Origin of the sequence: Paenibacillus sp. FSL K6-4396 (assembly GCF_038002525.1) — a bacterium.
In the GTDB taxonomy this organism is placed as follows: Bacteria; Bacillota; Bacilli; order Paenibacillales; family Paenibacillaceae; genus Paenibacillus; species Paenibacillus amylolyticus_B.
Window position 1 is genome coordinate 3,247,211 of sequence record NZ_JBBOCR010000001.1, and the last position, 13,206, is coordinate 3,260,416.

A 13,206-nucleotide genomic window follows, 5' to 3' on the forward strand; every position below is an offset into this window, starting at 1 on the left:
CATGTTGCAGTCATTAGGGGGACATCTTGGTTTGTTATATTGTCTTTAGCGCCCACGTTATGGTGGCTTAACACAATGATGAAGACAGGAGTAGATGCAAGAATGAAACCAAGAGAGGTAACAAAACTGAAGATGAGTGTGAGGAGAGCAAGAAAGAGAAATACTATAGCTGCTGTGACTCTCATGCTGACGATACTTGCCCCAATGTCTGCAATGGCCGCACCGGCTGCCATCAATAACAGCATTAACCTTACGTATGAGACAACAAAGAAAACCGTAATCGAAAAAGCTAAGTTGCTGACTGAAACGTACGGTACGACGAGTCTGCAATATGCGCTCATTGATGGTGGAGAGATTACGGTGTCCGGTCAAACGGGCAAGAACGATCTAAACGACAAGGTACCACTTACTTCGAACACAATCTATGGCATTGGTTCAACCAGTAAAATGATGCTTACAGCCGCTGTAATGAAGCTGGTTGATGAAGGCAAGATCGATTTGGATGTGCCTGTTGTGAACTATATGCTTGATTTTACAATGAAAGACAAACGATACAAACAGATTACACCTCGTATGTTGCTGAATCATTCGGCCGGGCTTTTCGGAACCTCTGTCGGTAGTGCTATACTGTATGGGGACAATGATACCTATGCACATGATACCTTTTTGGATCAATTGGCGACCCAGAATCTGATGGCAAAGCCAGGTGCGTATTCGGTGTACTCTAACGATGGATTTACATTAGCTGAAATTCTGGTTGAGAGAGTCACTGGTATGAGCTTTACGGCATTTATACACAAAAATTTTACAGAGCCTCTGAAAATGAATCATACCAAAACACCACAGGATATAGTTAATACGGGAGAAATGGCGGGAATCTACTCTCCTGTGTATAAGGGGCAGCTTCCACGTGAGAATTATAATATCATAGCTTCAGGAGGCTTATATTCCACCGCTAAGGATCTGGTGAAATTTTCGCAAATCTTCACAGGAGAGGTCAAAGGGATTCTTTCCAACAAGTCGGTAGAAGCCATGGAGCAAAGAGAATACAGAAGAGGCATGTGGCCAGAGGATAGTGATTCTTCTATGTCTTACGGATTAGGGTGGGATAGTGTGGACTTGTTCCCATTCAGTGACTACGGCATCAAGGCTGTTACGAAAGGTGGAGATACGTTATCTTATCATTCTTCACTCGTCGTACTTCCGGAATACAACATGGCTGCAGCCGTGATCTCTTCAGGCGGAGCAAGCATAACCAATCAATTCATTGCGAGTGAGTTATTACTTAGCGCACTTGAAGAAAAGGGCATTATTAAAGAACGGAAACCGGAAAAATCATTTGGTGTACCTGTGAAGGCTGATATGCCTAAAGAAATCTCCAAGTTTGCAGGGAATTATGGTGGCAATAATTCAGTTACGAAGATCAAAATAAATAAGGCAGGACAAATGACGCTCTCCTCTCTCTCGGCTCCAAGTAATCCGGTTCAAGAATACACCTATACATCAGATGGTACTTTTGTGAGTGATGATGGTACAGAAAAGTTGAAATTCGTTGTGGAGAAAAATGGGAACACCTACCTGTGGTCTCGATCTTATATCTCCGTTCCAGGACTCGGACAGGTGGCTCTCTCAGAATATAATGCGGAGAAGCTCAAAGCCAATACATTACCCAAGGAGATTAACGCTGCATGGGCAAAGCGTGATGGTAAAAAATATTATCTGGTGAATGCGAAATACACATCCATGCTCTATCTTAATGCTACATCGATCCTGCCTATTCAATTGAATAAAGAGAATCCAGGGTATATGTCCAATAATAAAATTATTGGAGCAGGCGAAGCAGCCAATCAATTGCAGATTCCGGGTAGTGCCGGACGAGAACCGATGGACATTCATTTCTCCAAAAAGAACGGAGGAGAGTATCTTACATTTTCAGGTTATGTATTCGCCAGTGAGGGATTGGTAAAACCAATCTATTCCGGTAAACAATCCGCAACAACCATTCAAACAGATGGATATGCCAAATGGTTTTCGGTACCCGCTACTGCGAAAGGAAAAGTCATGACAGTGAAGTTACCTGCAAAAGGAGCCTTTGCTATCTATGATCAGAACGGAATTTGTATTAATCACAGCGTGGTTAGCGGTAAGAATGTTGTTGTTTTACCCGAAAACGGCCGTATTGTATTTGCTGGTGAGGCTGGTTCCCAATTTCAAATTTCATTAAAAAAGTAAATGAACTCAACAGGAGAGAACCATCATGATGAAAAAAATATTAATCATTTTGCTCAAAATATTTGGTGCGATCGTTATCGCTTTTGCATTATTTATTGCGACTGTCTTTATTGTTAATGCAGTTAGCAACAAATCGGAGGAAGGAAAGATAAAACCTTATGGCCAGTTTGTAGCGGTTGATGGCAAAAACATGAATGTGTTGATTCAAGGAAAAGGCAAAGAAACGGTGGTATTGCTTCCTGGGTATGGAACACCCGCCCCAGCCCTTGATTTCAAACCGCTCATCGATGAGCTATCTCCATTTTACAAAGTTGTTGTCATTGAGCCTTTCGGTTATGGATTAAGTGACATTACTGAAAAAGAGCGTACTACGGAAAATATGGTTAGTGAAATTCATGAAGCATTACAGCAACTTGGTATTCAACGTTACACGCTCATGGCACACTCCATTTCAGGGATATACGGTCTGGATTATGTGAACAAATATGCAAACGAAGTAACTTCCTTTGTCGGCATCGAGAGCAGTGTCCCAACGCAGGGAGGTAACGATGATCCATTCCCAACTGAAACGTACAAACTGCTTAAAAAATCAGGATTCTACCGATTGTTAATGAAACTGGCCCCTGATCAACTGATTGCACCTGATGTTGATGATGAAACCAGAGAGCAAATTCGAATACTTTCACTCAAAAATACGTTTAATCCGAATAACCTGAATGAAGGCGAAAACTTTGGTCCTAACTTCAAAGCAACTGAGAACCTGTCTTTCCCCAAAGATCTTCCGTTGATTTTCTTCTTACAAGCGAATGATACTGAAACGGAAGGATGGATACCCTTGCATGAAGAGCAAGTCAAAGATTCAGTGCATGGAAAAGTGATGACTTTCGAGGGAGATCATTATTTGCATCACACCCGATCCAAAGAAATGGTCCAAGAATATAGGAAATTTATGAGTGAAATAGAGTAGAGTGTATCAACAAAAGAAGCCGCGAAATCGCGGCTTTTTTCTATTGAAAGAGGTGATGAGCATACATGCGTAATTACTTTATTGGAAAATTTAGGTTGACACCCCTTGTCACCGCGTATACAATCGTATACATGAATGCATCGTATACATATGTATACACGCAATGGAGGTGGCAGGATGAGAGATCGACAGATTGAAGAATCGGATGGAAGTGTACGTCAAGGCGAACGTCCGAAACGTGATGTGAGTGACAGTGAGCAACGTGGAGAGCGCTCCAGACGTGGCAGAGGACATGGTGAACAACAGGGAAAACGGGGCCATGGTGCGCAAACATTCCGTCGCGGCCGGATTCTTGTATTTCTGGAACAGATGCAGAATCGAAGAACAACGCTCGCCAGACAACTTGGTCAGGAGGAGTACGAACATATTCGCCCGATAATCAGTGGGGAGTTGAAAGCCATTGATCAGGTCATCGATGAGTATATCCATCTATTCGAACTGCAAAATGAAGATGTAATTCCCAATAAGAACCTGGAGAGTGAGAGTGAATAAGTATGATTCGTCGTTTTTTCTCGTATTATCGTCCTTATAAAAAACTGTTTTTGATTGATTTTGGATGTGCTGTACTCGCAGGTCTTCTGGAGTTGGCTTTCCCCCTTGCCGTCAGCAAATTCATTAATGAGTTGTTGCCTGGTCAGGATTGGCCTCTTATTTTGCTTGCCTGTATTGTGCTGTTATCCATCTATGCACTTAATACGGTATTGAACTATGTCGTTACATACTGGGGACATATGCTGGGCATTAACATTGAGACCAACATGCGTGAGAAGATGTTCGCTCACTTGCAGAAGCTGTCTTTCCGGTTCTTCGATAATCGCAAAACGGGTCATTTAATTGGTCATCTCACGAATGATCTGAACGATATCGGCGAGGTTGCTCACCATGGACCTGAAGATGTGTTTATTGCAGTGATGACATTAATCGGATCATTCTGGCTGATGGCTAACATTAATCTGGAGCTTGCGCTGCTTACCTTTATCATTATCCCTATTATGGCCTGGGTCATTATCGTATTTGGAGGCCGTATGACGAAGACGTATCGAAGACTCTTCGGAGACGTCGGCAATTTCAATGCGCGCATTGAGGACAATGTCGGTGGCATGCGTGTTGTGCAATCGTTCGCCAACGAAGAACACGAGAAAGAGCTTTTTGCTGTAGATAATCAGAATTTCCGTAAAACCAAGCTGCTTGCCTACAAAACGATGGCAAAAAGTATCTCGGTCAGTTATATGATGATGCGACTGGTTACGGTATTTGTCATGATCAGCGGGGCTTGGTTTTATATTGATGGCAGAATTAATATGGGTGATTTTATGGCCTTCCTGCTGCTGTCGAATATCTTCTTCCGACCTATCGAGAAGATTAACGCAGTCATCGAAAGTTATCCGAAGGGCATCGCTGGTTTCAAGCGTTATCTGGAGATCATTGATACAGAACCTGAAATTGCGGATAACAAAAACGCCGTGGAATTCGAAAGTGTGAAGGGTGATATTCGTTTTGAGAACGTCTCGTTTGGATATGAATCCAGTCGGCGTATTTTAAATGATATCAGTCTGACTGTTCGACCAGGGGAAACCGTTGCTTTTGTGGGTCCGTCAGGTGCAGGTAAGACAACCATTTGTAGCTTGCTTCCGCGATTCTATGAGGTAGAAGAGGGACGGATCACTGTAGATGGTGTGGACATTCGGGATGTTAAGCTTCAATCGTTGCGTAAGCATATCGGGATCGTTCAACAGGATGTATTTTTGTTCTCGGGTACCATTAAGGAGAATATTGCTTATGGTGACCTGAGTGCAACGGACGAACAGATCTGGGATGCCGCTCGCCGTGCCTCATTGGAGGAATTGATTCTTACGTTGCCGGACGGTATGGATACGGTCATTGGTGAGCGTGGAGTCAAGCTATCCGGAGGACAGAAGCAACGGTTATCCATTGCGCGTATGTTCTTGAAAAATCCACCCATTCTTATTCTGGATGAGGCAACCTCCGCGCTGGATACGGAAACGGAAGCACTTATTCAGCAATCACTCGCTGAATTGTCGGTGGGTAGAACAACACTTGTGATTGCACACCGATTGACAACGATCAAGAATGCGGATCGAATTATCGTGGTGAACACAGATGGTATCGCTGAACAGGGTAACCATGAGGAATTGGTCGCCGCTGGAGGCATATATAGCCGTCTTCATCAGGTGCAATACAGCCACTCTTAATCCATATAAAATGAACAAAAAAATATTTACACTGGGTACTCCGATGACAGAACAACCTTCCGATCGCTGTTATCCCCAGATTTTTTTATTCCTTATATAAAGGGGAAATCCGGGGATAAAGGCGAGTTTATGCTTACGAAGTAGCTTTCCACAGAAAGCTTTTAGCTCCGCTTCTTCAGGTTCTTTCTGTCCTCTCCGTTTTGTGTAAATGTTCAGTTCAATTTATATAGAAACTTAAGTAGGTGACTAAGTATCTGGATAAAGTAACTAAATCAATTAAACCTTGCCGCGCATATGCGCGGCTTTTTCTTTTGGGTAACTAATGAAGTTATAAATGCTATACAAAATATAATGTTGACAACGTCCACTAACCTGATTATTATAATGTTGACAATGTCCACTAAAAAGGAGGGTTTGACATCGACTCTCAGTACATAAATCCAGATATTCTGGCTGACATGCGACGTTTTAACCGTTTTTATACCAACATACTTGGTGTACTCGACAAGCATATTCTCGGAACAGGGTATTCCTTTGCTGAAGTACGGGTCATTATTGAGATTGGAATTCGGGGAGAGAGCATTGCGAACAATCTGGTGGATACACTGACCATTGATCGCAGTTACATGAGCCGAATTGTGAACAAGCTGTCCAAGGAAGGTCTGCTGGTGAAAGTGAATTCTGCGGCCGACAGCCGGGTCAGTCTGATTCGTCTGACAGCCAAGGGTGAGGAACTGTATGCCCAATTGAATGATCGATCCGATCAACAGATTCTGAAATTAATGCAAGACCTCAATGAAGAAGAGATTCAAGAGGTATACACCTCCATGATGAACATACAAGAGAAGTTGAACAAGAAGGCAGGAGAGACAACACGATGATACGATTTGAATGTGACTATAACGAAGGTGCGCATGATCGCATTTTAAAAAAACTGATGGAAACTAACATGGAACAGACAAGCGGGTATGGTACGGATGAGCATTGCGAACGGGCGAGAATGCTTATTCGTCAGGCTTGTGACAACGAGCAGGCTGATGTTCATTTTTTGGTTGGCGGTACACAGACAAATACAACGGTGATTGCCTCTATTTTGCGTCCTTATCAAGGTGTGATTGCAGCTAGCTCAGGACATATTGCGGTTCATGAGACGGGGGCTATTGAAGCAACGGGTCATAAGGTACTCACAGTTCCAAGCGAGGACGGAAAGATCACGCCTGAGCAGGTTAGAGCAGTCTACGATGCGCACATGAATGAGTCGTCGCCGGAACACTGTGTGCAGCCAGGTATGGTCTACATATCTCAGCCAACGGAGAACGGAACGATGTACAGCAAGGCAGAACTGCAAGCATTGCATACAGTGAGCAGAGCATGTGGTCTTCCATTTTTCGTGGATGGAGCACGCCTTGGATATGCACTTGCCTCCCGAGATTGCGATATGACACTTGCTGATCTTGCGCGCTTGTGCGATGTATTTTACATCGGGGGAACCAAGATTGGCGCATTGATGGGAGAGGCGGTTGTCATCCTGAATGATGCACTGAAACCGGATTTTCGTTATATGATCAAACAAAAAGGTGGCCTGCTTGCCAAAGGCAGATTGCTGGGTATCCAATTTGAAACGTTGTTCGAAGATGGTCTGTACCTCGATATTTCTCGCCATGCCGTAGATATGGCCTTGAGAATTCATGATTCACTCGAACAGCAGGGAGTACGTTTCCTGTACGATTCACCAACTAACCAGCAGTTTCCGATTCTACCTGATTGTTTGCTTGAGAAATTACGCAGCGGTTATACGTTCACCTTCTGGGAAAAGGTTGACGATACACACAGTGCGGTGCGGTTCTGTACCAGCTGGGCAACTCGTCAAGAGAATGTGGATGCACTGACTCGTGAAATTACTCAATTATTGCACGAAGAGATCCACGTGCCAGAACGGGTCGAAGTATTGGTCTAATCTTGTTCAAAAATTAAGGAGAACAGTTCCGAGTTCCTTCTCATAAATACGAGTAGCTTGAATAAATCCAAAAGCAATTACGCAGAATTCTGATACTGAAAAAAGGACAACTCATTGTGGTTGTCCTTTTTTGGTTTACCTTTTGTGAGATAGTTGTGAGATAGAGAGTGCATATTCGGTTACTCACTCAAGGCCATGTCATATTTCTCTTTCAGCCGTCGGATATCGGCTCTAGGCGGCGCACCGAACATGCGTGCATATTCGCGGCTAAATTGAGAAGCACTCTCGTAACCAACCCGGAACGCTACATCTGCCGCGTCAGCAGATTCGGCCATCAGAAGTCGCCGGGCTTCCTGTAATCTTATTTGTTTCTGGAATTGTAATGGACTCATGGCTGTAATCTCTTTGAAGTGACGATGGAATGAAGAGACGCTCATGCTGGCGGTCTCAGCCAGATCTTCAATGCGAAATGGCTGTTCCCAATGATGAACGATGTACTCAATCGCTTCTCTGATCCGATAAGTGCTGCTACCTTCAACCGCAATCTGCGCGAGTTCTCCTCCGTAAGGTCCTTGAAGGAGGCGGAACAGGATTTCTTTAACGTACAACGGAGCCAGAAATGGAATCTCTCCCGGCGTATCCAGTAAACGAACAAGTCGGAGTACAGCATCCTGAATGGACGATTCCATCTGACCTACAAACATGGCTCGTCTGGCGTTTTCGTTGAATGTTACCTTGATATTGCATTCGTTAAGTACTTCGAGAATTTGGTTCGGTGTGAATTCGAGCTTAAGACTTAAGTAGGGTGCTTCAGCGGATGCCTTGATAATCTGCCCGATGACCGGAAGATTCATGGAAGCAATCAGGTAATTGGAAGGTCCGTATTCATAACGCTCCTGTGCGAGCAATACTTCTTTCAACCCTTGAACAATCACACAAAATGAAGGTTTATATACTCTGTATGCGGGTTCGCTAATCTTGGAATGGTGATAGACAAACAGGGAAGGAATCGCCGTTTCCATTGCACCGTTATGGTGGGAATGGCGTTTAATCAGGTCACTCAATTCCTGTTTTGGTTGAAATGATTCTTCGGTCATACGTATCCTCCTCACGGATTTAACCTGCTTACATTATAAAGCTTACCGTACAGAACCAAAAGGGGGCCTGAGAGGATCAGGCAATCAATTAAGACGATTGATATACCGCTTGCAGCCCATGACTCGGCATACTAAGAGTATATTAACAGAGCCAAGCGATTAAAGTTTATTCGAAAAGTTGGGTGAGTAAGGTGATGAAGTGGTTATCAAACCATGTGAGGCAAATTTTGATTGACAGGCTCGAATCACAGATCAAGTTCGAAGAAAATTCCGTACATCGAGAGATATACTTCACATGCTGGTTAGAGCTAGTTACCGAAGAGGTCGAGACAACATCCATTCACAGAACAAATTCAAGGAGAGTGTGAAATATGGAATATGTGAAATTAGGACGTACCGGTCTGGATGTCTCCAGATTATGTCTAGGTTGTATGAGTTACGGTGTACCGGAACGCGTAATGGCTCCATGGTTCCTGAATGAAGAGCAGAGTCGACCGTTCATCCGGAAAGGTCAGATACATTGGAGCTCTTCGATGTACGCCTGGCAGTTCATGAAAGTCCAATATACAGCTGAGCGTCGCATCCGGTAACTGGCAATCTCAGTTGATCCCAATTCTTAAATGTTAAAGTCGCCATTCGGCGGCTTTTTTTATAGTTATCTGTTGAGTGAATTGACACTTCTCTTATATTAAAGTTATTATAGATACATTAGATCCTTAATTGAGAAGGAGATTATATTCTATGAACAACGGACATTCATCCGGTCAAACGAACGAATCGTGGAGTGGTCATTCTGCTCCTTTTACAGCGTTACAGGAAACACCTATCTTATCCTTGCTCCAGCCGTCCCATGGAGAACGAATCCTTGATGTGGGTTGTGGCAATGGGGATCTGACAGCCAAAATTGCAGTCGCAGGAGCGCTGCCAACAGGTATAGATTTTTCAGAAGAGACGATTAGGCAAGCTAAACAGAGATACCCTGATATGAATATTCATGTAGCAAATGCTTGTCATTATCGGACAGAAGAACCTTTTGATGCTGTCTTCTCTCATGCCGTTCTGCATTGGATAAAGGATGCCCCGGCAGTAGTACAATCAATACAGTCAGCGCTCAAGACGGGCGGGCGATTCGTGGCTGAGTTTGCTGCAAATGGCAACACGGCTATATTAATAACAGCGGTAAGGGAAGAACTGCATGCTCGTGGATACAAATGGGAAGGTCGGAATCCATGGTATCACCCGACCATTGGCGAATATGCTAATCTTCTGGAGCAACACGGATTTCGAGTTAGTCTGGCCCAGCACGTTGATCAATTTACCCCGTTCAAGCCAGGTGCCAGAAAGTGGTTGACCAGCTTCGCGGAGTATTTATTCAGTGGTATCACACCTGCGGAACGGGATGTTATTATGGAAGCTGTCGAGAAAAGGGTACAGCCACAACTGATGCGGGATGGACAATGGTATCTGGACAGAAGCCGACTGCGAGTCGTAGCTATTAAGGAATCGGGGAATACGATATGAAAATGGACAAACCCAAGATTCAGGAGCAGTTACTCGAACCGGAAACGATTGCATTCCTGGAATCCAAAGTTGAGTACAAACACAAACTGATCGAGAATATCATGCTGGATCAACAGGAAGCGAGTAAAGTTTCCTTTGAAAATGTTGTATTTAGACATGTGACAATCTCGGAGTCTGCCTTGGAACAATTTGAATTCACCGATGTCCGGTTCGAACACTGTGACTTCTCCAATGTCAATCTCTCTGGTGCCTTCATGCACCGGATCGAATGGCATCACTGCAAGTTTGTCGGAACTGATCTTTCCAATAGTCGATTGCAAAATGTCAGTTTCCTTCATGGTCTAGGTGACTACAGCAATTTCCGTTTTGCTCATTTGAAACAGGTCTCCTTCTCGGAATGTACCTTGATTGGTGCGGACTTTGCCTATCTGGCACTGCAAAAAATGGAGTTTAGTCAATGTAACATCGACCAAGTTTCCTTAACGGGGACCAAAATGAAGGATCTGGATCTTAGCGATTGCGAATTTGACTCCTTGGTACTGACCATGGAAGATCTCAACGGTTGTGTGATTTCACCACATCAAGCCGCCACATTTGTTGGATTAATGGGTTTGATTATCAAATAAAGGGCATGATCACATTTACGGGGTTGCCAAGATAGTGGAAGTGTGTATAATTGGAGTCACATTAGAATAAAAACAGGTTTTCTAGGGTTCCGCGATGGATGTGTCGGTCTGGTCCGAGAGAAAACCCGCAACCTGTTGGTTGTGCCACGGAGGGATAAAAGCCTGGGAGATGAACTGCGACGTGCAGTTTGTTTCCCGGGCTTTTTTTGTTTTTCGCTAATGAACCCTTACAGGTTGTACAAAAAATGTAGTAGAGAAGGAGTGTTACAGGTATGAATAAAACGTGGATGTCGGTTGTGGTTGCTGCGTTGTTTGAAGTGGGGTGGGTCATTGGATTGAAACATGCCAGCGGTTTGCTGGAGTGGAGCTTTACACTGGTTGCCATTCTGATCAGTTTCTCCTTGATGATTGCAGCTTCGCGTACACTGCCTGTGGGAACGGTCTATGCAGTATTCGTTGGCCTCGGTACCGCTGGTACTGTATTAGCAGAGATTATTTTGTTCGATGCAACTGTTCAAGCCGGAAAAATGATACTCATTGGTATACTTTTACTCGGCGTAATTGGTCTTAAAATGCTGAGTAAAGAGAAGAGTAAGGGGGTGCAGCTATAATGAACTGGGTATTTCTTATCTTGGCAGGGGTATTTGAGATGGTCGGAGTGCTTATGATAAACAAGTTGCACAAAGACCGTAATCTCATTTCACTGGTTCTATTGGTAGCCGGGTTTGGTTTAAGCTTCCTATTCCTGTCCATTGCAATGGAAACTCTTCCGATGGGGACAGCATATGCCGTATGGACGGGAATCGGGGCCTCCGGTGGTGCGATTCTGGGCATGGTGTTTTATGGAGAACCTCGAAATGCCCTAAGAATTCTGTTTATCGCTATGGTGCTCGGATCGGCAGTCGGTCTTAAATTGGTCAGTTAAACAAAGTGATATGAAAAAGATAATGTACAGATTACGTTTTTAATGGTATCCTTATACGTTACGTGTGAAATAAAAGATGCGTCTTATTCATAGATGTGCGTAAATGAAGGAGAAAACATGACATTTAAGGACTTAAATATTATCCCCTCTATTATGGAAGGGTTAAGCAAAGCAAACTATACTAATCCTACCCCTATACAGGAACAGGCCATACCAGCTGTATTAGCTGGCAGAGATCTGCTGGGATGTGCACAGACAGGAACAGGCAAGACAGCAGCATTCTCGGTGCCGATCATTCAATTATTAAGCGAAAGATCCAAAGGACAAGGATCAAAGTCGGCAAGACATATTCGCTCATTAATTTTGACACCAACACGAGAACTGGCTATTCAGATCGCGGATAACATCAAGGTATATAGCCGGTATACGGACATTCGTTGTACGGCAATCGTTGGCGGTGTTTCGCAAAAAGTACAAGAGCGTGCGTTGAATCAAGGTGCAGATATTATTATTGCAACACCTGGCAGATTGAACGATCTGATTAACCAGAAACGTATTGATCTGAAAATGGTTGAGATTCTCGTTCTGGATGAAGCAGACCGGATGTTGGACATGGGTTTCATTCATGATGTGAAACGAATCATTGCCAAGATGCCGAACAAAAAGCAGACGCTGTTCTTCTCAGCGACCATGCCTCCTGAGATCACCAAAATGGTTAAGACTTTGCTTGTTGATCCAGTCAAAGTAGAAATTACACCGGTATCTTCAACCGTAGACCGCATTGAGCAGTCTATATATTTGTTGGAGAATGGCAAGAAGCAGCTTATGTTGAACCAAATTTTGGAGGATAAATCCATCGTCACGGCATTGGTGTTCACACGCACGAAGCGCGGCGCTGACCGGGTTACACGTGATTTGGCCAAAGTGAATGTTACGGCACAGGCCATTCATGGCAACAAGTCGCAGAACGACCGCCAACGTGCACTGAACAACTTTAAGAGTGGGGCTACGCGAGTACTGGTGGCGACGGATATTGCAGCAAGAGGAATTGATGTGGAGGAACTGTCACATGTCATTAACTTTAACCTGCCTAACATTCCGGAAACGTATGTTCACCGTATTGGACGTACAGGTCGAGCAGGGAAAAGCGGGATGGCGATCTCATTCTGTGAAAAAGATGAACTTCCGTTCCTGAAGGATATCGAGAAAGTAATCAAGAAGACGATTCCTGAAGTGAAAGGTCATCCGTATCCGATGACAGGTGTACCTGTGTTTGAGAAAACCAGCAAACCATCGGGCAGTAAACCTGCGTTCAACAAATCGGCTGCAGGCAAACCGGCGAAGTCCAAGGCGAACCCGGCACGCAAGCCGAAATCCGAGTGGTTTGCCAAGAGTGGCAAAGCCAATAGCAGTCGTTCAAGCGAAGGTAGATCCAATAGCAATCGATCAAACAGCAGTAGCAGCAGATCGAACAGCAGTAGCAGTAAATCAAATAATGGTTCATTCAGCCGCAGTAGCAAAACAAGGAATGATAGAGCCAATTAAGACCTAAATAAACGCAGATAAAACCTTCTCCATCTTATGGAGGAGGTTTTATTGTATGTGTAG

The 13,206-nt window shown here is 44.0% G+C and carries 12 protein-coding genes, 1 pseudogene and 1 riboswitch; of the genes and pseudogenes, 12 read left to right on the plus strand and 1 reads right to left on the minus strand.

From position 1 onward, the window contains the following. The first annotated feature begins 102 nt into the window (after window positions 1-102). From MHB85_RS14130 to MHB85_RS14155, 6 genes are all read left to right on the plus strand, one after another. Window positions 103-2,232 carry a serine hydrolase domain-containing protein gene (locus tag MHB85_RS14130; RefSeq protein ID WP_341073102.1) on the plus strand — a complete coding sequence of 710 codons (2,130 nt, stop codon included), beginning with the start codon at window positions 103-105 and terminating at the stop codon, window positions 2,230-2,232. 25 nt (window positions 2,233-2,257) lie between these two features. Beyond that, window positions 2,258-3,199 carry an alpha/beta hydrolase gene (locus MHB85_RS14135; RefSeq protein WP_341073104.1) on the plus strand — a complete coding sequence of 314 codons (942 nt, stop codon included), beginning with the start codon at window positions 2,258-2,260 and terminating at the stop codon, window positions 3,197-3,199. A 177-nt stretch (window positions 3,200-3,376) separates the two neighbouring features. Continuing rightward, entirely contained in the window at window positions 3,377-3,751 is a 375-nt protein-coding gene (locus MHB85_RS14140; RefSeq protein WP_341073105.1) for a hypothetical protein, read from the plus strand. 2 nt (window positions 3,752-3,753) lie between these two features. Further along, window positions 3,754-5,472, plus strand: a complete 1,719-nt coding sequence (locus MHB85_RS14145) for an ABC transporter ATP-binding protein (RefSeq protein ID WP_091016502.1) — start codon at window positions 3,754-3,756, stop codon at window positions 5,470-5,472. Window positions 5,473-5,930: 458 nt separating this feature from the next. Further along, window positions 5,931-6,353, plus strand: coding sequence for a MarR family winged helix-turn-helix transcriptional regulator (locus tag MHB85_RS14150; protein ID WP_091016501.1), 423 nt, complete (start codon window positions 5,931-5,933; stop codon window positions 6,351-6,353). After that, on the plus strand, window positions 6,350-7,429 hold the full coding sequence (locus MHB85_RS14155) for a threonine aldolase family protein (protein ID WP_341073106.1): 1,080 nt from the start codon (window positions 6,350-6,352) through the stop codon (window positions 7,427-7,429). Before MHB85_RS14150 ends, MHB85_RS14155 begins: the two co-directional genes overlap by 4 nt. A 179-nt stretch (window positions 7,430-7,608) precedes the next feature. Here the strand turns inward: MHB85_RS14155 and MHB85_RS14160 are convergent, their stop codons facing one another. Beyond that, complete coding sequence (locus MHB85_RS14160) at window positions 7,609-8,526, minus strand: AraC family transcriptional regulator (RefSeq protein ID WP_341073107.1); 918 nt, start codon at window positions 8,524-8,526, stop codon at window positions 7,609-7,611. A gap of 371 nt (window positions 8,527-8,897) precedes the next feature. Here MHB85_RS14160 and MHB85_RS14165 point away from each other — a divergent pair. The 6 genes and pseudogenes from MHB85_RS14165 to MHB85_RS14190 form a co-directional block, all read left to right on the plus strand. Beyond that, window positions 8,898-9,035: pseudogene (locus tag MHB85_RS14165) on the plus strand (aldo/keto reductase); the annotation flags it as partial. 232 nt (window positions 9,036-9,267) lie between these two features. Then, window positions 9,268-10,047 (plus strand): methyltransferase domain-containing protein, encoded by a 780-nt coding sequence (locus tag MHB85_RS14170; protein ID WP_341073108.1) that lies wholly within the window; start codon window positions 9,268-9,270, stop codon window positions 10,045-10,047. Continuing rightward, window positions 10,044-10,673, plus strand: a complete 630-nt coding sequence (locus MHB85_RS14175; RefSeq protein WP_341073109.1) for a pentapeptide repeat-containing protein — start codon at window positions 10,044-10,046, stop codon at window positions 10,671-10,673. Before MHB85_RS14170 ends, MHB85_RS14175 begins: the two co-directional genes overlap by 4 nt. Window positions 10,674-10,743: 70 nt before the next feature. Continuing rightward, window positions 10,744-10,844: riboswitch (guanidine-I (ykkC/yxkD leader) on the plus strand. 101 nt (window positions 10,845-10,945) lie between these two features. Further along, the gene (locus tag MHB85_RS14180) at window positions 10,946-11,284 is read left to right on the plus strand and encodes a DMT family transporter (RefSeq protein ID WP_341073110.1); all 339 of its coding nucleotides are present in this window, start codon (window positions 10,946-10,948) and stop codon (window positions 11,282-11,284) included. Beyond that, entirely contained in the window at window positions 11,284-11,598 is a 315-nt protein-coding gene (locus tag MHB85_RS14185) for a DMT family transporter (RefSeq protein ID WP_105598630.1), read from the plus strand. Before MHB85_RS14180 ends, MHB85_RS14185 begins: the two co-directional genes overlap by 1 nt. 117 nt (window positions 11,599-11,715) lie before the next feature. Next, the gene (locus MHB85_RS14190) at window positions 11,716-13,143 is read left to right on the plus strand and encodes a DEAD/DEAH box helicase (RefSeq protein ID WP_105598631.1); all 1,428 of its coding nucleotides are present in this window, start codon (window positions 11,716-11,718) and stop codon (window positions 13,141-13,143) included. Window positions 13,144-13,206: the final 63 nt, after the last annotated feature.